We start from the raw sequence: 25,201 nt of genomic DNA, 5'->3' as shown, positions 1-25,201 counted from the left end.
AAATCACAATATCATTAATCAATCATACTAATTAGTCATTATCAGCTTCAGATTCTTCTGCTGCGTTTATCAACTCCCACAAATGATACGGTCCAAAAAATACTAAGGAATAGTAAAAAGTTGCAAATAATTGAGTTGCAACAGGACTACGGCCTAACCAACCATTCAAGCTTGCAGGTATAGGCATCAAATTCCATAACCCATTTCCTATTCTTCTTAATCCTTCGTTAGCGGCTAGATTATTGTAAATTTGATTGGGTCCTCCGGATCTAGACCAAGCTTGCTGAATAAAAACATGATGTTGTTGCCACTGCACTCCGGGAAGCATTTTTTTCAAAAGACTCCCATAGAAAGTAGATTGCACAGAAGGATAGGATCTGTTGGTATTTACTAAAATCCTGCTCATGTTGATTAAAGCTTTTTCCAAACCAGAGCTTCCTACAAGTGTAAGAGGTTGCATTCTTCCAACAGCAGCAAGCATTGGTGTTGCCATAGATCGGATTAGCGGGCCAGCTAAAGTAGTTAAGGCACCACCAATAGGAGCAGTAATAGCTCCAATACCAAAAGCTTCTCCTAATTCTCTGAGAGTAGAATTACCACCACTAAAAGCAAAGGTTAAGGAAGCATTTATTGTACCTGCAATAGCCATTGAAGCTAATAAAGAACCAATACTAAAATTACCAGTTGGATCTATATAGTTTGCAGGATTAGCATTTGCATATAAATACTTATGTAATGTTATCGGAGAGAAGTCTCTTCCTGGCCAAGTATCCCTTTGAGTAAATCGACCAATGGATTGGTCATAATATCTTGCTCGTAGATAATATTGACTTAATTGATTATCAAACTGTTCACCTGCAAATAAATACAAATTCTTGGTATTACCTACCTGCTGAATAATCTCCCCAAACGCCGCATAATCATAACTATCTGTCAGCAAGCCATTAATATCTGTTAACGCCCTCGTACTACCCAAACCATCCACATGATAGAAGGAATGCTTATCATCACGAACTTGGGAGATTAAATCATTACCATAAACATAAGCAACCTTGATAATCTTACTCGGCGTATATTCCTCTAAAACTTGAGCGTAATCTCGATTCTTGTCCACCAAGAAATGAGTTACTTCACCGTTAACAGTTTGTACAATCCTAATTCCATCACTATCGTAATGATTAGTAATATCAATAATGCCATCACCATTGGTATCAACACCAATTAAACGATTCTCATCATCCCATTCGTAAGTAACTTTGTCCGTTCCCGTAGTCTTAGACAAAGTATTACCATTATTATCATAGATGTAATTTGTAGTTACACCATTAGTAACTTCCTTGAGTAAACGGTCATTTTGATCATATTCATAGGTTGTATTACCTTCCTGGGAATCATTACGAGTCTGACGGTTGCTGACAGCATCATAAGTGTAACTAATTGTGCGGGTGGGATTAGTAGCACCTGGGGCAAAAATATCTTCTTTTAAGAAGCGATAAAGCTTGTCATATTCGTACTCAACTTTGCGCCCATCTTGTTCCTCAACTGCAATGCGATCGCCTACTTTATTTAAAGTGTAGCGGAAGCTATTAATTACACCATTAGCATTAGTGTGCTTCAGGAAAATTAGACGATTGAGGCTATCATATTCTCGAATTTCTACAGTACCATTGGGCAATTCTGTACGGATGATATTGCCTGCTAAATCATAAATATATTTGGTTTCCCCATTATTTGGATCTAAGACGGTTTTGAGACGATTTTGAGCATCAAAAGTATAAGTTGTTGTACCGGAAGGAATAGTAACGGCAGTACGGTTTCCAGCTGCATCATAGGTGTAAGCAATCTTCACCCCATCAGGGTCGGTGCGAGACAACAGGCGATCGCGTGTATCATACTGGTATGTAGTTGTTCCACGAGTATCTGTTTCAGTTGCCCGTTGACCTGTCAGGGTATAAGTATATTTGACGCGAGTATCATCAGGGAAAATCTTGGTAATCAGTCGATTACGTTCATCAAATTCAAAGGTAATCTTACGACCATTAAAGTCATTGGTACTAATAATATTGCCTACCTTGTCATATTGAGTGGTAGACAGTTGACCCAGTGGTAATGTTGTCGAAACACGACGACCTAAACCATCATATTCATACTGAGTCACATTACCATTCGCATCTTTTTGGCTGCTGAGATTCCCTAGCTCATTGTACTGGTACTCAGTCCGTTGTCCCAAGGCATCAATGACAGCAGTTAACTGCCCAATGGCATCATACTCATAGCGGGTAGTATTACCTGCTTGGTCAGTACGTGCAATAATACGCCCTGCATCATCAAATTTGGCTGATGTGGTGGTTTGATCTGGTAATATCTGCCCAATAGGACGACCTAGCTGATCATAGAGGAATTCTGTAGTATGCCCCAGTGGATCTGTTTGGCTAATTTGCCGACCGAGTGCATCATAGCTAGTTAAAATGCGGGGATTATCGTCATCATTATTAGGGGTATTATCCGGTAGGATAGTTGCAATTAATTGTCCTGCTTCATTGTAGATATAGCGGGTGGCGTTTCCTAGCTCATCTACCTCTGCAATCAACCTTCCGGCTTGATCGTAGCGTTTTTCTGTGCGGGGATTGTCGCTGTTATCTGCTGGGGTTGCATCTGGGAAAATAGTGAAAGTTAAGCGTCCTAACTTGTCATATTTAAATTCTGTACGCCGTCCTAATTCATCAATTTCCGCAATCACTCGACCGGCTTCATCGTATTCTTTCCGCGTGCGGGGATTATCACTATTGTTATTAGGAGTAGCATCAGGGTAGATAGTTTCTATTAATAACCCACGCTGATCATAGACATATTTAGTAACACGACCATTGGCATCAATGTCTTCGATTTTATTACCTACGGCATCGTAGACAGTTTGAATAACACCTCCCTCAGCATCAGTTACTTGAATGACCTTTCCTTTGGCATCATACTCTGTCTTTGTGACTAAAGTACGCACACCATTAGATGTAGTAAGTTGGCGAGTTTCTGTGAGTCGATTGCCATTAGCATCATAGGTGTAAGTGATTTCATGACCAAGGGAATTAATTTCTTTAGTCAGGTTGCCTTTAGCATCATATTCAAATGTTGTTGTACCTTCAGAAGTGGTTAAGCTAGTTGGCAGACCTGCTCCATCATAACTGATGGTGATTTTACCATTAGCTTGCCCAGAAATAGATAGAAGATTGCCCTTTTGATCATAGACATTAGTGGTGGTATTACCTAAAGCATCAGTAGTAGTTAACAAATCATTATTAGCGTTATATGTGTAGCGGGTAACATTGCCTAATGGATCTGTTTCGCTTAATTTATTGCCTTGACTGTCGTAAGTGTAGCTTCTGGTTTCACCTTCAGGATTAGTTTCACTCAGTACATTGTTATTATCATCAAAGGTTCTCTTGGTAATGCCTCCTAGTGCATCAACTTCAGTGATGATATTACCTCTGACATCGTATTCATAAGTAGTGGGATTGCCGAAGACATCTTTAAATGTGTAAATGGAATTGTCGGGATTGTACTCTAGTTGTACAGCATCGCCAACCGCATTAAAGACTTTGGTTAAACGCCCATTTTGATCATATTCATTTTTCAGCCCTGTTCTGCCTAATGAATCAATAATTTCTTCTAGGTAATGGGGTTGAGAATCACTGTAATCAAACCCAGTTGTGTGATTTTCTCTATCAGTAACTTTGATCAAATCCCCTTGAGCATCATATTCATATTTAATTTGTTTGCCCATTGGATCAGTAACAGTTGCAATGCGTCCTTGAGCATCTCTGCCAAAAGTAACTTGTTGTCCATTACTGCTCAAAATTCCGCCATCACTGAAGGTTAATTTATCGCCATTGCGGTTGGTGATGGTGTCAATATCTCCAGTTGTGGCATTAATTTGGTAGGTAATACCTTCCTTAGTGGTTAATGTGTAATAATTTCCCCAATCCTGTGGATTGTAGAATCGGAAAGCAGAACCACCACTGAAAGGAACAATTTGATCACCCTCACCGCGAATTAAAACTACTCCCTGTGTCTGCACACTTAAGGTGCTGGTGACTCCTTTATCGGCAACAAAAGTAGGTTTATATAAGCCGCTACGTCCTAAGAAAGCATTAACTAGGCTATTAATAGCTTCTAGCTTAAATGTAAACCGTTCGCGCTTGCCACCAGGAAGAGTCACGTAAACTTGATCACCTTCTTTAAAGCCAACACCACGAATACCATATTCTTCATAGAATTCATCTTTGGGTAAGCTGGTGCGTAAATCTGCGTCGCGGAACTCCATGCGCCAACCATAACCAAAGTCATCTTTGTGGTTACTGGTTAAGGTGTCATAGGTACGAGTCAGGGTAATAGGAATACCAGATACGGAAAGCTCTAAGTCTGCAAAGGAGATTTGGAAATTGCCTAGTTTTAAATCACCTTTAACATCTAAAAGTTCTACTACACCATTGCCACGATTGTTAGTATCGTAAGCAACTAGGCGAACTTGATAGGTGTCATTTAGTAATAAAGTTGGATCTAATACTCCTAATACCCCATTAGTGACTGGTTGTGTACCCCGGAAGACTTCTTTAAAGGGCGCACTACCATCGGCGGGGGCAACCTCTAAGGCATAGTAGAGGAGGTTAGCATCATTAACTGTTCCCCGGATTTCGGTGGGGGCTGTGATTTCAAAATTAGCGATCGCAGATAAGTCTAAACTAACAACTGGTGCTTCGGTATCGGTAGGATCAGCAACGGCGACGGTAGTTGTGGTTTCGGCACTGTTACCGGATGTATCAACGGCGATCGCCTTGGCTGTGATCACACCCGCATCTGTGGCTGTAAAGGTTGCTAGTCCCTTGCTATCAATCTCTACAGGGGTGTTATTAATCAATAGTCTGAGATTGGCTATCCCCACATTGTCAGTAGCAATGACTTGGAAGGAAACTACCTCTCCTTTATTGATCACATTACGACTACGGTTAACGATCACTTTTGGTGCGATAGTATCTAAGGCAACTGTGAGATTAAAGTTTTGTGTCACCTTACCGCCGGCGCTATCTGTCAACGTCACTGTCACAGGATAAGTGCCTACTTGATTAGCTTGGGGAGTCCAGCGTAGCCTTCCTAGTTGATCTATTGTGATGCCTCGTTTTTGGGACTCTGCATCTAAGGTATAAGTCAATTTGCCGCCATCGGGGTCATATGCTTGGATATCATAGCGATAAGTAGCCCCAACCGTAGCATTTGCAGGCGGGTTAGTTGAGCCAATCACCGGTAATTGGTTGATTTTGGCTGTGAGGGTGTAACCTTGTGTCACCCCTAACCCGCCACTATCAACAGCAGCTACAACCACTTGATAATTACCCACAACTGGATTTGCCCAAGTGATTAACCCAGTGGTGGTATTAACTGCCATACCTGTGGGAGCTTGTAACAATTGGTAGGTGAGTGTATCCCCGGCATTGGGATCAGTTGCCAGAACTTGATATTGATAGGATTCAGTGCCGCCCACATTAGCCAAGAAGATAGGGCTAGAAGTAATGTTGGGTGCGTGGTTAATGGCAGCAGCAACTACCTCTAGGCTGTAAGTTTGCTGACTCATTCCCCCTTGGGTATCACGGACGAAAACTTCAACTTGTTGTAAACCAATTTGATTAGCGGCAGGAGTCCACCGAATTAATCCGGTTTTAGCATCAATAGCCATCCCTACAGGTTTGGCACCCAAACTGTAGACTAAGGCATCATTTTCTGGGTCATTGGCAACAACTTGATAGGTGTAATCTTGATTTTGGGCAGCTTTAGTAATTGGTGTGGAAATAATTTGCGGTGGGGTATTAATGCCTGTAACTTTGAGGGTGTACTCTTGCACCGCATCAGCACCGTAGTTATCCATCAGACGCACTGCCACCGTAAAATTGCCAGTCTGAGTAGATTTCGGTTGCCAGCGCAAAGCACCAGAGTTGATATCAATCACCATGCCATCGGGTGCTTGATCTAAACTCCATAACAGTAAATCGCCATCTGGGTCGCTACCCGTGAGGTTATACTGATATTCTTTTTCTAAGTTGGTAACTAAATCGGGTGCAGAAGTAATCGCTGGTGGGCGATTAGCTGCTTGGTGAGTGACATTAATAGTAAAGACTTGCTCAACAAATCCGCCTTGGCGATCGCTAACGCGTAATGTCACATGATTAGCACCTGATTGTTGCGGTTGAGGAGTCCAGGTGATGAGATTATCTACCAGTGTCATTCCCTCTGGCTTGGTAGTCAGGGTATAAGTTAAAGGATCGCCATCTGGGTCACTAGCAATGATTTCATAGAAGTAAGGATTACCGAGTCTGCTAGAGATACGCGGTATAGAGGTGATGACAGGTAGGCGATTCGGCTGGGGATTGATAACAGTAGCTTTGATGGTTTGTAAGCTTTCACCACCTTTGTGATCTTTAACCTTAATTTGGAAAGTGTGTAGGCGCAGCCCACCGGAGGCATCGCCTAACTGATTCGCCACTGGTGTCCAGTTCAGCAACCCAGTAGTGGAAATGGTCACACCTGTAGGTGCATTAACCAATTCAAAACTTATGGCATCGCCATCGGGGTCAATGGCTGTAGCTTGATATTGGAAGACTTTCCCTACTTGCGGTTGAGCATCGGCGGGTGGTGTAGAGGTAAATATGGGGGCATTATTATCTGGCAATACCTCTACATTCACATATTGCAATGCTTTCCCACCCCGACCATCGTTTGCTGTCAGCAGAATATTAAATTTAGCTGTTGTCTCCGCCGCATTACCCCGGCCAATGGCATCTAAACGGGCTTTATTTTCTCGTAACTCCTTGTAGAATTGGTCAACTTGTGATTTGGTTGGTGTCCAAACTACCGTTCCTGTCCGAGCATCGACGGTTACGCCCTTGGGTGCTAGCACCAGACTATAAGTAACAGGGTCAGCATTGGGATCTACAGCATTGGCACGATATAGCAGGGTTTCTCCAGCTTTAATTTGAGTGAGTGCAGGCGGGTTAGTCGTAAAGAAGGGGTCTTCATTGGCAGGTTCTCTAACTTTACCCACACCAAATAAATGAATGAATTTTTCGCCAGCCGTGGTGACAGTATCAGTCCAGCTTGTATTGCCACTGGGTAAGGTTTGCACGTAGCCACTAGGAACTACTTGCCGCACAACGTAGGTTCCAGGTTCTAAGCCATCAAAGGTAAATTGATACCTGGTTGTTCCTAAAGTTGATTCACCAGTATCTTTTTGAGTAATTTGGACAGGTTCGCCACCATCAAGTTGTCCGTTATTGTTCAGGTCTAAGTAAACTGAGATATTTTCTTTCAGGGGTTCTGTGGCATAGCGAGGATCAAACCCAGAGAAGATATCGAAAAGTTCGTCAAATTCTAAGACTTGTAGAGCATTAGGATCAATTTTATCTAAAGTTTCTATAGTCGCATATTGACCGATCGCAAAAGCCGTGACACTACCACCTCTGGCTTTGATATCTGCGGTCACTTGAGCAGCTTTTGTTGCATCCAATGCCCCATAACCATCAGACATGAATATTAAGTTAGGGTTGCCCGAAATATTATCCAGCAATGTATCTATTATTTCCAGGGTGGGCGTAAATTTGCTACTGCCATTAGGAAAATAAGTTTGGAGAATTTGTTTGATATCTGCAACGCCATCATTGTCTTTATCGGCTAAGGCTGTGGTATATGGTTGAGTCCCTGGCGTTGTCAAATCCATGTCTTGGATGACGGCAGTATCAGTAAAAGGTAGTAAGCCAATCTTCAGTTTGTTTCCTAACCCTTGAGCAATTACTGCCTCCATAAAAGTCAACACGGCTTGGACTTGGGCATCAAGGACGGTTTTAACGTTTTTATACTGACCAGTACCATAGAAGGGGGCGGCGGTACTGCCAGATATGTCTACAGCAAAGACGACAATGGGATCATCGCCACTAAAGAGTTTGGTATCACGAATCCCATTACTGTTGAGGTCATCGAATACTGCACCTTGAATTCTGCCCAAGGCATTGTAAACTTGCACTTCAAAGTTTTGCCGATCAAAGCCACCTCTGCGGTCAGAGACTTCTACTTTGAAAGTCACTCGATCACCATTTTTTACCCCAGAGGTGGGGAACCAGAGCAGTTCTCCAGTATCGCCGTTGATACTTGCGCCTAAAGGTGCATCAACTAAGCGATAGAACAAAGCATCATTCTCAGGGTCAACACTCTTGAGTTGATATCGGTAAACTTCTTGATCCAGCCCAAATTTTGTTTGAGGTGTACTAATAATGACAGGGTTGCCGTTTTCTGGGTCGGGAACAACACGAATTTGGTAATCTTGAATTGCCGTTGCCCCTGCCGGATCTTTGGCAGCTAATTTGACATTAAATAACCCTAAAGTGCCTTCACCACCACCTGATGATTTGCCGTTACCAGGAATAATAATATCTCTAGTTGTGGTACTGTGTCGGGTGACTTGGAAACTACCATTAAGTTGATTGCTACTATAACCACCTTGAATGAGTAGGCTGTATTCTCCTGTGTAGGGAATAATAATTTCAGCGTTATATCCCTGATATTGGTCGAAGAGTAAATTATTCCCCGCACCGTAGAGTTTCCAACGATAATTGGTATCCAGAGCATTGGAAGTAATGACATCAAAGTAGAGTCTTTCTCCTGCTTTGGCTTGCAGTTTGTAAAATTGGCTTTGTTGTCCCGAAGGTAATGAAAAAGTATTCGGCAGACCGAAACTAATTTCTGGTGCAGTATCAAGCTCTAAGAGTTGGAATGAGAAATTACTGGTTGCATTTTGCTGATTTCTCACAACCAGGTTATACCAACCAGTTTGAGTTAAAGTATAGGGATTGGAATCATAATTCCAAGCTAAATTGTTAAGCGCAGAAACAATATTACCGTTAGGATCATATACAACAGCATTGACATTATCACCTGTCATGCTGTTAAACATTAGGCGTAAGCCATTTGTGCCATTGAAAGCATATATTTTCTGTTCTAAATTATTGAGAGTTCCAGCAACAACTCCACCTAATTCTAAATAACTAACTCCTGGTCTAATTCCGTTTGGTAATTCTCGCAAAGAGAATTGATAACTACCTGTTGTTGATCCATAGTAACCAAAAATTTGTAATTTATAATTTCCGGTTTGCTCTAATAAAATTGGCTCACTATCAAACCGACTATCATAATCGCTAAAGATATAGGTTCCGTCTGGTTTAATCAACCTAGCTCGAATCTGCCAGTTATTAGAGTTGTTGTCTAAACTGTCAAACAGAACCTTAGTGCCTGCTGTGGCAGTGAAGTTATAATCAATTACCTGTCCAGCATTGAGATTTCCTGTTTGCAGTGTTCCCAACCCTGAATTTGTGACCGGGGTGGTGGAATTATCAGTGACAATGAAACTGTAATTAACTGGTGTGCTGCTATTACCTGCAATCGCTAGCGTATAAATCCCATCTGCTGCTAAAGTGGCTTGAAAATCAGGATTATTAGCCGCAGGTGTCTTGATTGCTTTACCAGATGGATCATAGAAAGTCCAATTAGCACCTACCCAGGTAGCGGCATTCAGGTCAAAATTGAGAATTTGTCCTTGTTTACCATTAAATTTATAAAGGTTAATTTGATTGTCTGGGGTGAGGCTGCTAGTAAGGGTATTACCAAGGGTGAGAGTAGATGCAGCCGCGCGATTGCTGACAATAAAACTGTAGTTACCCGTAGTTGTGCCTACTCCGTCAATAATGAAGCGATAAGTGCCGTTTTCAATTAAATTCACAGGCGACCAATCGCTGTTGGTATCGCGGTCAGCTACTAAAATATTGGTGGGGCTGTATAATCTGGCTTTGAGATTGGGATTACCTGCAATGGCATCGAAGAATAGTTGTTGTCCAACTGTCCCTGTAAAGGCGTAAATATCCTGTTCGCCTCTAGTAGCAATGTTACCGATTACTAAATTTCCTAGTGATAAATTAGTGTAGTCAAACTGTGGTGAGGCTAAATGGAACTTGTAATTAGTATTAGCTGCACCATTCCCCTGCATTACCAGCAGGTATTCACCTGTGGTTGGGGCAGCAAATTCATAATCATTATTGGAGTAGCCTTCTTGGAGATAACCACTGTTAATGTACTGCCCACCAGTCCCGTAAATAATCCAAGAGTTAGGATATTGACCTGTGGCGGTATCTAAATAGAAATGTTGTCCAGCTTGGGCATTAAAACGGTAGAGTTGAGAACCAAGACCAGCATCAAACGTGCCACTAATATCTGTGTTAAACGTGACCGGAGTAGCTACGGCTTTATCTAAGAAGCGGAAGCTGTAATTACCTGTGGCTTCACCATTGCCGTAGTTGGGTTCACCATCAATGACGACTCGATAAGTACCATTCATTGATAGGACTAACCCATCATTTGTCCCTCGGTCAGAACGGCTATCAGCGTTGTAAATTTCCCTACCTGTGGGGTCATAGAATCGCAGGCGGAAGTAATCGCCACCCAAGGCATCGTAAAACAGTTGCTGTCCGGCTGTACCTGTGAAGGTGTAGGTGTCTTGTTCGCCTTTTTCGCTAATACTGCCACTGACGGTATTACCCAAGGTTATGGCAGATGTGATTAACTCAGGGGTAATGATGCGGAGTTTATAGTTAGTGTCACTGGCACCATTGCCTTGCATTACCAGCAGGTATTCTCCTTCTCCTGCCCAAAATTCGCGATCGCTGTTGATGATATTGCTGGTAATGTTTTGTCCGTTGGGGGCGTAAATAATCCACTGATTGTTAGTAGTGCCAGCTTGACCGTCAATGTAAAGATACTTGCTCCCACCTGTGATGTTGAAGCGATAGGCTGTGCTGCCAATAATGTTGTCGAGTGTGCCTGTAATATCGGTGTCTAAGTTGACTACTGGGGCGGTGGCTTTATCTAAGAAGCGGAAGCTGTAATTACCTGTGGCTTCACCATTGCCGTAGTTGGGGTCGCCATCAATGACAACTCGATAAGTACCATTCATCGATAGGACTAATCCGCCATCAGTACCTCGGTCAAAACGGCTATCGGCGTTGTAAATTTCCCTACCTGCGGGGTCGTAGAATCGCAGACGGAAGTAATCGCCACCCAAGGCATCGTAAAACAGTTGCTGTCCGGCTGTACCTGTGAAGGTATAGGTGTCTTGTTCGCCTTTTTCGCTAATACTGCCACTGACGGTATTACCCAAGGTTATGGCAGATGTGATTAACTCAGGGGTAATGATGCGGAGTTTATAGTTAGTGTCACTGGCACCATTGCCTTGCATTACCAGCAGGTATTCTCCTTCTCCTGCCCAAAATTCTCTATCCTCCAAGATGTAGGCACTGGTAATATGTTGCCCGTTGGGGGCGTAAATAATCCACTGATTATTGTAAGTTCCAGCTTGACCGTCAATGTAAAGATACTTGCTCCCACCTGTGATGTTAAAGCGATAAGCTGTAGTGCCAACAATGTTGTCGAGTGTGCCTATAATATCGGTGTCTAACTTGACTACTGGGGCGGTGGCTTTATCTAAGAAGCGGAAACTGTAATTACCTGTGGCTTCACCATTGCCATAGTTGGGGTCGCCATCAATGACGACTCGATAAGTGCCATTCATTGATAGGACTAATCTATCATTTGTCCCTCGGTCAGAACGGCTATCGGCGTTGTAAATTTCTCTACCTGTGGGGTCATAGAATCGCAGACGGAAGTAATCACCACCCAAGGCATCATAGAATAGTTGCTGTCCGGCTGTACCTGTGAAGGTGTAGGTGTCTTGTTCGCCTTTTTCGCTAATACTGCCACTGACGGTATTACCCAAGGTTATGGCAGATGTGATTAACTCAGGGGTAATGATGCGGAGTTTATAGTTAGTGTCACTGGCACCGTTGCCTTGCATTACCAGCAGGTATTCTCCTTCTCCTGCACTAAATTCTCTGTCCTCGAAGATGTAGGCACTGGTAATATGTTGCCCGTTGGGGGCGTAAATAATCCAGTTGTTGTAGTAAGTTCCAGTTTGAGCGTCAAGGTAGAGATATTTACTACCACCTGTGATGTTAAAGCGATAGGCTGTAGTGCCAACAATGTTGTCGAGTGTGCCTATAATATCGGTGTCTAAGTTGACTACTGGGGCGGTGGCTTTATCTAAGAAGCAGAAACTGTAATTACCTGTGGCTTCACCATTGCCATAGTTGGGGTCGCCATCAATGACGACTCGATAAGTGCCATTCATTGATAGGACTAATCCGCCATCAGTACCTCGGTCAGAACGGCTATCGGCGTTGTAAATTTCCCTACCTGTGGGGTCATAGAATCGCACACGGAAGTAATCACCACCCAAGGCATCGTAAAACAGTTGCTGTCCGGCTGTACCTGTGAAGGTGTAGGTGTCTTGTTCGCCTTTTTCGCTAATACTGCCACTGACGGTATTACCCAAGGTTATGGCAGATGTGATTAACTCAGGGGTAATGATGCGGAGTTTATAGTTAGTGTCACTGGCACCGTTGCCTTGCATTACCAGCAGGTATTCTCCTTCTCCTGCACTAAATTCTCTGTCCTCGAAGATGTAGGCACTGGTAATATGTTGCCCGTTGGGGGCATAAATAATCCAGTTGTTGTAGTAAGTTCCAGTTTGAGCGTCAATGTAGAGATATTTACTACCACCTGTGATATTGAAGCGATAAACTGTGCTGCCAATAATGTTGTCGAGTGTGCCTGTAATATCGGTGTCTAAGTTGACTACTGGGGCGGTGGCTTTATCTAAGAGGCGGAAACTGTAATTTCCAGTTCCTGTTCCACCAATGACAACTCGATAGTTGCCATTCATCGTCAAGGTTAACCCACCATTTGAACCGCGATCGCTCCGACTATCTGCACTATAAATTTCTCGTCCGGTGGGATCATAAAATCTGGTGATCAAGTAATCTCCACCCAAGGCATCGTAGAACAGTTGCTGTCCCGCCGTACCAGTAAATCTATAACCCTTTTGTCCTCCGGTTTGAGTAATTGTCCCGGTAACTGTGCTACCCAAGGTTAGGGTTTCATCATTAAATGGGGTTGCTGTTATGGTTTGTAGGGTTTTGATCTGTACTTGATAATTGCGATCGCTCGCCCCATTCCCCTGCATCACTAACAGAAACTCCCCTGGGCTGACAACAACCTCACTGTCTCTGTTGATAGAATTATTCGTCAGAAATTGCCCAGCGTGACTATAAAGAATCCAAGCGTTGGGTGACACTCCAGTTTGCCCATCAATCAGCAAGCGTTTACTATCACCAGTCACCTGGAAACGATATAAGGTACTACCAATACCGTTATTGTCGAATGTGCCTGTAATATCAGTATCTAATGGCACTAAAGAGGCTGTGGCTTTGTCTAAGAAGCGGAAGTTGTAATTGCCGACACCTTCACCTTCGCCATCAACCACTACTTTGTAAACGCCATTCATTGCTAAGACCAATCCCACATCGGGGCCAATGTCAGAACGGCTATCTCTGTTGAAGATTTCCCTACCCGTAGGGTCATAAAATCGCAGGCGCAAGTAATCTCCACCCAAGGCATCGTAAAACAGTTGTTGTCCGGCTGTACCTGTAAAGGTGTAGGTGTCTTGTTCTCCTTTTTCGCTAATACTGCCACTAACTGTATTACCAATGGTCATGGTAGCAGTTGTGAGTTCAGGGGTAATAATGCGGAATTGATAATCAACAGATGTGTTACCATTACCGCGAATTGCTAATAGGTAAGTATCGGTTTGTGAGAGGGTATATTCATAATCACTAAAGCCTTGATTAACTAATGCCTGATTGGATAAGTTATACAGTAACCACGAGGTGCTAGGTAAGTTAGTTAAGGCATCAAAATATAATCTTTGTCCGGCTGTGCCATTAAACTTGTAGAAATGGGTTTCTTGTCCAGGGTCAAGTTGTCCACTAATATCTGTATCTAAGGCTATAGCACTAGCTTGTCCCACATCTAACAGACTAAAACTATAGTGATCGGTACTCTCACCATTACCATCAATAACTAAGCGATAAGTTCCGGCTTCTGTGAAGGTGATGGGGTCGGGGTCTTGTTCATATAACCACCGACTTAGAAGGTTGCGACCACTAGGACTGTAAAGATTGGCAATGGTAGTATAAACACCGCCGCGATTTAACACATCAAAGTAGAGGCGCTGTCCTATTTCTCCACTGAAGGTATAGGTATCCTGTTCGCCTTTCTCGGAAATATGGCTGCTAACTGTATGCCCAATTGTGAGACTAGCAGTGATAAATTCCGGGGTAATAATGCGGAATTGATAATCAACAATTGTGTTACTATTACCGCGAATTGCTAATAGGTAAGTATCGGTTTGTGAGAGGGTATATTCATAATCACTAAAGCCTTGATTAACTAATGCCTGATTGGATAAGTTATACAGTAACCACGAGGTGCTAGGTAAGTTAGTTAAGGCATCAAAATATAATCTTTGTCCGGCTGTGCCATTAAACTTGTAGAAATGGGTTTCTTGTCCAGGGTCAAGTTGTCCACTAATATCTGTATCTAAGGCTATAGCACTAGCTTGTCCCACATCTAACAGACTAAAACTATAGTGATCGGTACTCTCACCATTACCATCAATAACTAAGCGATAAGTTCCGGCTTCTGTGAAGGTAATGGGGTCGGGGTCTTGTTCATATAACCATCGACTTAGAAGGTTGCGACCACTAGGACTGTAAAGATTGGCAATGGTACTATAATATCCACCGCGATTTAAAATATCAAAGTAGAGGCGTTGTCCTATCTCTCCACTAAAGGTATATGTATCTTGTTCGCCTTTCTCGGAAATATTGCTGCTAACTGTATTCCCAATTGTGAGACTAGCAGTGATAAATTCCGGAGTAATAATGCGGAATTGATAATCAACAACTGTGTTACTATTACCGCGAATTGCTAATAGGTAAGTATCGGTTTGTGAGAGGGTATATTCATAATCACTAAAGCCTTGATTAACTAATGCCTGATTGGATAAGTTATACAGTAACCACGAGGTGCTAGGTAAGTTAGTTAAGGCATCAAAATATAATCTTTGTCCGGCTGTGCCATTAAACTTGTAGAAATGGGTTTCTTGTCCGGGGTCAAGTTGTCCACTAATATCTGTATCTAAGGCTATAGCACTAGCTTGTCCCACATCTAACAGACTAAAACTATAGTGATCGGTACTCTCACCATTACCATCAATAACTAAGCGATAAGTTCCGGCTTCTGTGAAGGTGATGGGGTCGGGGTCTTGTTCATATAACCACCGACTTAGAAGGTTGCGACCACTAGGACTGTAAAGATTGGCAATGGTAGTATAAACACCGCCGCGATTTAACACATCAAAGTAGAGGCGTTGTCCTATTTCTCCACTAAAGGTATAGGTATCCTGTTCTCCTTTTTCAGCGATCGCACCTGTAATCACACTACCAAAGCTGAGGGGAGTATTCACAATCTCTGGGGTAATAATCGAGAAGGCATAGTCAACGCTGCTAGTAAATGCTTCTCGACCTCTGACAGCTAGGGTATATTCCCCAGCCACAGGTAAATCTATTTCAATGTCATTAAAGTTATTGGAGGTAATAACTTGATTGCTGGCGTTGTAAATAACCCAATCTAAGTTACCATTGTTACTCAGTTGATCAAAGAACAGTTTTTGTCTTTGACTACCTGTAAACCGATACAGATGATCCTGAGAACCAGGACTTAGTTTATTTTGAATGAAGGTATCTAATGGCACTATCGGCACTAGATTTTGGTCAATCACCCTAAATCCATAAGTCCCAACCAAGTCTCCATCGGTTCTAAGAACAATGCGATAGTTGCCATTTTCCGGCAAGTTAAGTAGTTTATTATCATCTAAGCGGCTGTCATTAATCAACAACCCACTGGGGCTATATACTTTGAACTGCCAACGCCAGTAATCTCCACTGTACTGTAAAGTATCAATATAAATTCGCTGTCCGGCTACACCACTCACCGTAAATTCATCTACTTCACCGGGAATGCTAATCCGACCGATGACTGTATCACCCAAGGTTAAGACTGATGGTGGTGTCCACTCTACTAAACCAGTGGTGGGATTAACTTTCATCCCATCAGGCCCCAATACTAAGCTGTAAGTTAGGGGGTCTTGATCTGGGTCAACAGCATCTGCATCATATTTGTAAGGTTGATTAATAGCCGCATCGACTACAGGGGTAGATATAAATATCGGTGGTCGATTGGGGGGTTGCTCGATAACAGCCAGGGTGTAGGTTTGTTGGGTAATTCCACCTCGGCCGTCACTGACTTGAATACTGATATGATGATTACCGATGTTGTTAATATTGGTATTCCACTGCAATAGCCCAGTCGTAGGATTAATTTCCAGCCCTTGGGGTGCGATTAATAATTGGTAAGTCAGTGGGTCTTGATCGGGGTCTGTAGCATTGACATCATATTGGTAAGACTGTCCCCCAATGATTTCTAATGCTGGTTGTGTCTGAATCACAGGATTTTGATTCAAGACAGAATAAACCCTGATATCGTAGGTAAATTGTACTTGTAATGGGTTGTAAAAGACAAAACTGCGATCGCTGCTTACCTGTTCAGGATTGAGTTTTCCATCAGGGACTAATTGACTAAAGTTATAGTAAGGCAGTCCTTCGGGGGTGTAGCCGTCAATATTCCGTAACTGTACACTCGGATCACTAATATTCTTGACAACTGCAATTAAAGGTGTATTAATCCCATAGCTACCAATATTTTTGACAACCACATCTGTATACAACAGTTGCGTATCTTCATTAAAAGAGGTGCGCTGATACTGGAGTTGCAACGATGGGGTGACATCTGCGACGTTAGTGAAATTCAGAGGGGTACTGTTACTATTTAATCCTAGGGTGGCAATTGCTGAGGAGAGAGGCGGTTGAGTTTCTAGTGGTGCATCACTCAGATTAATCTCTTTGATACCAACGGAGGAAGTAGTATCACTGTCATTGTTAACTAGGCGGAAGATTAAACGCGCATTTGTATTGGCGGCTATTCCGGTGAGGTTAACGGTGACAGTCTGGGTGGCAGGGTTGTAATTTGTACCAGCACCTGTAACAACAGCTAGCCCTTCGGTAATATTAAAGAAGCTATCTCTGCCTGCTGTAAAGCTATGAACTAAAGAGTTACCTTGAGAATCCACTAATGCGACTTCAAAGGCATCTTTGATACTATTGCGATCGCTCAAATCAAAATTAGGCTCTACCTGAAAGCTGAGAATTTGCGGTTGATTGGGAATCAGCAGATTGGTAGTTAGTTCTGGGCTAAAGTTGGTTCCTTCTCGGAGAGTCGCACCTACGGAAATCTCCCAGGTTTGGGTTGCTGTCAATCCGCCTGTATCAGTAACAGTCAGAGGAATGGTGTAAATTCCTAAATTACCGAATTGAGGATTACCAGAGAGAACAGCCGTACCATCTTGATGATCAACGAAACTTAACCAACTGGGGAGGTTAGTAGCACTCACAGTCAGGCGATCGCTTTCTGGATCACCTGTAGTGATGAGATATTGGTATGGGCTGTTAATCTCTGCATCTTTGACAGGGGTACTGGTAAAGAAGGGGGCTTCGTTAACGTTGGTAATGGAGATAGTCAAGTCTTTTTCAAAACTCAGCCCGCCGATGTCTGTAGTTTTGACTCGAATTGTGTGAGTGTTCCCCTGCTCAAAATCAAGTAAACTGCTATCAGCCACTACTAGCTGATTCGTACCAGGAGCGATCGCAAATCTCCCACCTGCATCATTAACTAAGTTATAGGTGAAACTATCTCCCAAATCTGGATCGAGGCTGGTGAAACTACCAATAAATGTGTTAGTGGGTGAATTTTCTGCGATCGTGGCGTTACTAAGGATGATGTTAGTGGGAGATTCGTTAACATCTGCAATCTTGATAGTTAAGGCTTTTTCCAGACTTAACCCGGTACTGTCTGTACTTCTAACCCGAATTGTGTAGGTTGATTTAGCTTCAAAATCGGGAGAAAACTTGAGTTTAACTTGACTACCATCAATGACAAACTGATTATTATCACTGTCACCATCTCCACTCACCAAAGCATAAATAAAGTTAGTATCGCCATTGGGATCAACTGTACTTAATACTCCCACAACAGTATTTAAAGGTACGTTTTCTGAGATAGTTGCAGGAGCTAAAGTGATATCTGTCGGTGGTAAGTTGGAGGCAATTACCGCAACTTGAATGATTTCAAAGTCTTCTAATATAGGACTACCGTCATCTTTGACTCTAATTGTGATGGGATAAAGTCCTGCGGTTGTAGGAGTCCAGGAAAATGTTCCCTGTACTGGATCAATTTGGACATCTTGTGGCGCACCATCATCAATTGAGAAGCTTAAATTGTTAACGGGACTATCACTATCAACAGCCGTAACTTTAAAGGAGAGGGTTTCACCAAGGGTAATATTTTTATTGCCGATGGGAGTTAAAATAGGTGCAGTGTTAACTTCAGCGACATTGACTGTAAAGCTTTGGAAGGTTGTCAGTTGTCCATCTGTAACGCGGATGGTAATGGGGTAACTTCCTGGCCCTTGGGTTTCTAAAGGAGTCCAAGTCAATACGCCTGTAGTTGAGTCTAGGCTAACTCCTGGGGGTGCGCTGGCATCTAAAGTATATATTAGGGTATCGGATTCTGGATCTGATGCTTTAACAGTCAGTGTAAAGAGAGTTTGTTCGTTAATATTTTGGGTAGCGATCGCTTCTATAACAGGCGCTTCGTTAACGTTAGTAATACTGATACTAAAGATTTGTTCGTAACCCAATCCCCCAGCATCTGTGGTTCTCACCCGAATACTGTAAACAGACTTAGCCTCAAAATCTGGGGATTGCTTAATTCTGAGTTCGTTATCAACTATGGTAAACGCTGTATTATCTGTATCACCTTCACCAGACACTAGGCTGTAAGTGTGAGTATCGCCAACATCAGGATCTGTAGTGCTGAATGTGCCGATGATACTGTTAGCTGGGATATTTTCTGCGATCGCACCACGACTAATATTTAAAGCCGTCGGTGCTTCGTTAACGTTAGTAATACTGATACTAAAGATTTGTTCGTAACCCAATCCCCCAGCATCTGTGGTTTTTACACGGATACTGTAAACAGACTTCGTTTCAAAATCCGGCGATTCATTAATTCTCAGTTCGTTGTCAACAATGGTAAACGCTGTATTATCCGTATCACCTTCACCAGTAACTAAGGTGTAAGTGTGAATATCACCAACATCAGGATCTGTGCTGCTGAATGTGCCAATGATACTATTAGCTGGGGTATTTTCTGCGATCGCACCACGACTAATATTTAAAGCTGTCGGTACTTCGTTAACGTTAGTAATACTGATACTAAAGATTTGTTCGTAACCCAATCCCCCAGCATCTGTGGTTTTTACACGGATACTGTAAACAGATTTAGCCTCAAAATCAGGAGATTGCTTAATTCTGAGTTCGTTATCAACTATGGTAAATGCAGTATTATCTGTGTCGCCTTCACCAGTAACTAAGCTGTAAGTGTGAGTATCACCAGCATCTGGATCTGTAGTGGTGAATGTACCAATGATGCTATTATCTGGAACATTCTCGGCACTGCTCGCTGGAGTCAGATTCAAATTTGTCGGTGCGGCGTTGACTTGTGGAGTGAGGCGTTGGAATGTTTGACTAAATTCTCCTCGATTTCCTGCTAAATCTGTCGCCACTACAGTAAACAGATTACTTCCCTGACTCAGTGAGATATTAGCAAAGGTAAACTCTCCTAAATCATTGGTAGTGCTGCTCACTCCCGTAGGTTGCAAGGATACAGTTAAATTAGCTTCTGTTGTCCCTAGCAAATTGACTTTCTCAAAGGTGGTTTGCAAATCACCCACTGGGGCAGAATCAAAGTTCGGGTCAAGTTGCAAATCTAAAATTGGTGCGGTTGTGTCTAGTACAAAGTCAAAGCTGTAGACACTGGAGATATTGCCCTTATTGTCCGTAGCTTGCAGTTTTAACGTGTATGCACCATCATTAAGCACTCCACCGTTAATTTGCGCCAAGCGTGCAGAAGTTAGATTAAAACCGCCATCTGAGTTGAGGGTGTCGAAAATATCTACTGTGACTAGCTGATTATTTAACCCAGCTTTCAGACTAACTAGATTACTAGTAACACTCACTTTCCCGCTAATTGTCGGGTCAAAGGTGAGGCGATCGCTTGAACTTACTCCTGTATCATTGACTAAGCTGGCTTCTATCTGTGGCGGTTCTCCTGGATTGGGAATGAAGTGATTGGGGTAGCTGCTTAAGTCATTTGGCGTAACGTTTTCTACATATATATATGGTCTGGCGGCTAGAGATCCTTTACCGTCACTATCGAGGAGAATAACTGTACCACCTGTGTATGTGCCGAATTGGATATATCCATCAGCAATGGGATTAAATCCTTGATAGCCTACACTTGTCAATACTACACTCAGGTCAATCACATCCTGGCGTAGTTCCAAGTCTTTGATGATATCGCCTGCATCCCTGATGCTTTGGTAAACGAATATATCAGCACTACTACCACCTGTAATTATATCTGCACCAAAACCCCCAATGATGCGATCGCTCAATGCTGTCCCTGTTAAAACGTCTCGTCCGCCTGTACCGATAATTTCGTTAACTGATGGTTCTACCAGTACGGTTTGACTATTGATGGCGATGCTGAAATCTGGTGTAATTACCGGAATATCTAGTTTTTCCATCCCATCCAATCTTCCCAATTGCTCTGGTGACGCTAATGGGGATGGCGCTAAGACTGGAGATGGCTCAAGGTCAAAAACGTTAATTTCGGTATACATTGGGGATTCTCACCCTCTAAGCTAGTTACATCACAATGAGGCAGCATTTACACTTTTTCTGAGGTACTTTTTGATTGATGGTGTGAATGCCGCCAATCATTACTATTTGTCAATTGTGAATCAACGTTGATGACAAAAAGCCATGTAAATCCGCAAAAGTGATGTCATCAGTTTTCCGTATTTATATGGGTACAAATAAAAATTAGTGTTAGTTTGCGCTTAACCATATGAAATTATACTGAGTCAGCCGCAAAGCTTTTGTTAATTATTGATAAAGAATAGCTAAATAGTTTAGTGAAGATACTTAAGGGCGTAATAATACTTAACTCAATGTATATGTCTAGGCGATCGCTTCCCTCTACTAAGAGACTTACAGAGAAAAAAATAGGGTGCGTCAGTGTCAGAAAACCTAACTACACCAAGAAATTCTTCATACTGACGCACCCTACTAAACTGTCAATTCTGGATAATTTATTTTTGGGTGTTCCCTAACTGGCAAATCTTTTTCATTCCATACTTCAACTACAGCCATAGAATTGATATAGACTCTTATTTGCTGAGAGGCAGAGGGCAGGATAAAACGCATCAAAAGTCAAATTTGACTTTGATGGCTAAGTAAATTTCTTGAACTAGCTAAATTCATGTGGACTGACGATCGCTTATTTGAAATGATCACCGAATTAGTCATGCACCATTCTCCAAGCGGTGCAGAAGCGGAAATTAATCAATTTTTGATGCAGCAGTTTGCATCTCTAGGTGTGGCAGTTTGGTGCGATCGCGCTGATAATATCATTGCCAAAATCCCTGGTAAAATTTCCGATAGAGCGATCGCTATTACCGCCCATAAAGATGAAATTGGGGCTATTGTCAAAAATATCGGTGATGACGGTAGGGTAGAAGTTCGTAAGCTTGGGGGAGCTTATCCTTGGGTTTACGGGGAAGGGGTTGTAGATTTACTGGGAGATCATGAAACTATTAGCGGGATTCTCAGTTTTGGTTCTCGTCATGTCTCCCATGAATCCCCGCAAAAAGCACAGCAAGAAGATACACCTGTAAAATGGGAAAATGCCTGGATTGAAACCAAGTTGACTACTGCTGAATTAGAAGCAGTTGGTATTCGTCCTGGTACGAGAATGGTTATTGGTAAGCATCGCAAACATCCCATCAGATTAAAGGATCATATTGCTAGCTATACTTTAGATAACAAAGCATCTGTAGCAATTTTGCTGGCTTTAGCGCAACATTTACAACAGCCAGCAGTGGATGTTTATTTAGTAGCTTCGGCTAAGGAAGAAGTGGGTGCAATTGGAGCGTTATTTTTTACCCAAAATCAAAGTTTAGATGCTTTAATTGCTTTAGAAATTTGTCCCCTCTCTGAAGAATATCCGGTAAAAGATGGGGAAATTCCTGTACTTTTATCGCAAGATGCCTATGGTATTTATGATGAAGGGCTAAATGGACAATTACGCCAATGTGCTAAACAATTAGATATGCCAATACAACTGGCAACATTGAGTCAGTTTGGTAGTGATGCTTCTATTGCCATGAAATTTGGTCATGTTGGGCGTGCTGCTTGTTTAGCTTTTCCTACTCAAAATACCCACGGTTATGAAATTGCTCATTTAGGTGCGATCGCAAATTGTATTAATCTATTAAAAGCCTTTTGTGAAACTGAGTTTGAGTAGGTTTGTTGTATTAATACTTTGGTGTTGTTGACTATATTATTTAAAGGTTCGCTGATTCGCTGCTAGGCGTTCCCACCGGGTAGGTGCAAAGAAGATCGCGAAAAGTGACTTTTACAAGTTATCTATTCAGATGATTAAATATTCGTAGATGAAGTTTATTGATTCAAACTTATAACTCAAATCCAGGCAAAACGTCTTCACCCAAAAGTAGAATTGGTATTTTCACTTTTGTTATAATGTCTCAAAATATTCAGTGATGCTTGATGAAACTTAAAGTATAGAGATAACAACACTACATCTGCTTCACTCTCCTAATATAGATTTTCTTAGAAATTCACTTTTTTCCTGACTTAAACGATTTACATCTTGCTCCGCTTTTCCAATTATATGTCCCTGTACGTAACTGACACCTAAATTCTTCAAACGACCTAGTGTAACTGGTGAGTTTTCGTCTAAACCTTCAACAATTACTTTTGCCGGATCAAGGGGATTAGCTCTTGAGACTACTTCTTGAACAAAATTAATAATAATATCAACAGGCTGATGATAAAGAATTTCACGATCAATTTTTACATATGGTGGCTGAAGACCTGATAATCGGGACACTGAAGCATAACCTACTCCAAAGTCATCAATTCCGAATCTAATTTTTAATTCTTGAGTATATTTAGCCAATCTCATCTTGAAACTATCTAAGGGAGATTGGAGACGAATTCCATCCTCATACATTGGCAAATCAGCTTTTTCAGAGATTTCAAGAATTAGCTTTTTTGCTGAAAATTGCTTTTCCTTCCTTCCTTTAACAATTTCACGGACTGTTTCAAAATAGGCTGTTCGCATTAGCGATTCAGGATAGACATTAACAGACAAGGGAAGTATTTCATGATATCTATTTTGTTTGGTTCTAACTAAAGCTTCTTGATAACTATTAACTGCTGTTTTCAAAAGGTGCTGATCTAACTCAATAGTAAATTTACGTCCCCATATCTCTGCGGCAGCAAATAAATCAACAGGAGCAGTTAAACTATCAGGATCGCGTGCAAGTGCCTCCCATCCGCTAATCGAGATATCATCTAGATCCAAAATAGGTTCAAAGTAAATAAGTATTCTCGCGAGGCGTTCACAGAAAAGGGTAAATCTTTTTTGGTATAGGGAAAAAGGAAGATATCCATAGGTTATCTTCAAATCATCAATAATCGCTGCCTCAACTCTTACAGATTGCAGCGATAATTCCTGACTGGCTTTGTAGAAACTGGATATAATTCTTCCGTAGGCATCGTTTAGTAAGTAAGAATCAGTTGATAGACCGCAAATCACTATAAATTCACTATTTTGTGACTCTAAGGGTATTAAAAGAAAAGCCTTAGAGGCTGCTGCTTTTTCATCATAGTGAATTCTATAGATACCGTGATGATTTGGAGTAAAAATCGCTCTTAGTAAGATATTAGAGAGAATTTTATTCTTTAAAACATCAGTATAAATAACGTCATCAACATCTTCACTTAAGTTACTTTGTGATTTTAGAATCCAACCGCCTTGGTCATCAGGACGATGCATTACAAATACAAAATCTGCATCTGAAGTCTGTCGAATTACTTCAAGAATAAAATTTTGAACTGTTACTTCTTCCCTGTCAAATTGATTAGAGTAATGTCTAATAACTTGTTCATCTTTTAATCTTTCTGAAAGTCTACTAATAAATGACTCAAGAGGCTGTATTAAACTTGGAACAGGATTATAGAACTTACTACTATACAAATCTTGAGATGATTCTAATTTGATTTCTCCTAGTTGAATTTTGTTTTTACTTATATTCGATTTTTGCTTCAATTTTGCCTTTGTATTTGATAATATAATTTTATACCCCTCATTTTTTAAAACAATAATTTTGGGTGTTACGTGAGGGAATTCCTCATGAATTCTATTATTGACATAACCGTGTATATCTTCTATTGATAGAAGCCCATCTCCATCAAGGTCAGCTGCTCCTGTCTCAACCCCTTCCACCAAATATCGAGTGTAGATAGATAACTCAGATTCTTGCTGTTCAAAAGAATATTCAGTAGAACTAGAGGATGCAAGAACTACCCGTCCTTCTGCTCCTAGTTGTTCCTTAAAATCAATTAAACGATCATCTTTCGGAGATAGTGAGGGATCGAAGGCTCCGCTAAAACAACAGTCTAGTATTATTATCTGCCGTTTGGCACGGCTTCGCCTCATTACATCATGAATAAAACTAGCTGAAACAGCAGTTGCTCGAATGAGTTCTCCTTTGGATGTTTTCTGGGTTGTGGAAGTTGCAAAGAATAAATTACCGCTATCATCCTTAATTCCATGTCCTGAAAAATAGAAAAGCAGTAAGTCATCTTTAGTGCGTTCTGCAAAAAAGGCTTCAATTTCAAATTCCATATCCTGTCGTACAGGATTTTTTAAACTCTTTAGTGTAGAAAATCCTCCTAAATCAGGATCTTGTAGAACACGTTGTAAAGCATCAATATCTCTTACAGCACAAGGTAGTGAACTCAAGCCTGAAAGATACTCACTAACCCCTATCAATAATGCTACCTTGGCCATTGTTGTATCCAAATATGGGTAGAGTGGACAGGAATATAATTCA

At 41.7% G+C, this 25,201-nt stretch carries 3 protein-coding genes; 1 reads left to right on the top strand and 2 read right to left on the bottom strand.

The annotated features are described in order from the left end of the window. Positions 1-31: 31 nt before the first annotated feature. Positions 32-20,899 carry a putative Ig domain-containing protein gene (locus NOS7524_RS22500; RefSeq protein ID WP_015140779.1) on the bottom strand — a complete coding sequence of 6,956 codons (20,868 nt, stop codon included), beginning with the start codon at positions 20,897-20,899 and terminating at the stop codon, positions 32-34. 641 nt (positions 20,900-21,540) lie between these two features. Between NOS7524_RS22500 and NOS7524_RS22495 the strand changes: the two genes are divergently transcribed. Then, complete coding sequence (locus NOS7524_RS22495; RefSeq protein WP_015140777.1) at positions 21,541-22,584, top strand: M42 family metallopeptidase; 1,044 nt, start codon at positions 21,541-21,543, stop codon at positions 22,582-22,584. A gap of 303 nt (positions 22,585-22,887) precedes the next feature. Here the strand turns inward: NOS7524_RS22495 and NOS7524_RS28900 are convergent, their stop codons facing one another. Continuing rightward, complete coding sequence (locus NOS7524_RS28900) at positions 22,888-25,158, bottom strand: caspase, EACC1-associated type (RefSeq protein WP_015140776.1); 2,271 nt, start codon at positions 25,156-25,158, stop codon at positions 22,888-22,890. Between the last annotated feature and the right edge of the window lie 43 nt (positions 25,159-25,201).

The sequence above is a fragment of the Nostoc sp. PCC 7524 genome, assembly GCF_000316645.1.
Classification (GTDB): domain Bacteria; phylum Cyanobacteriota; class Cyanobacteriia; order Cyanobacteriales; family Nostocaceae; genus Trichormus.
The sequence above is the reverse complement of the archived record's forward strand: the minus strand, read 5'-3'. Positions and strand labels throughout refer to the sequence as shown.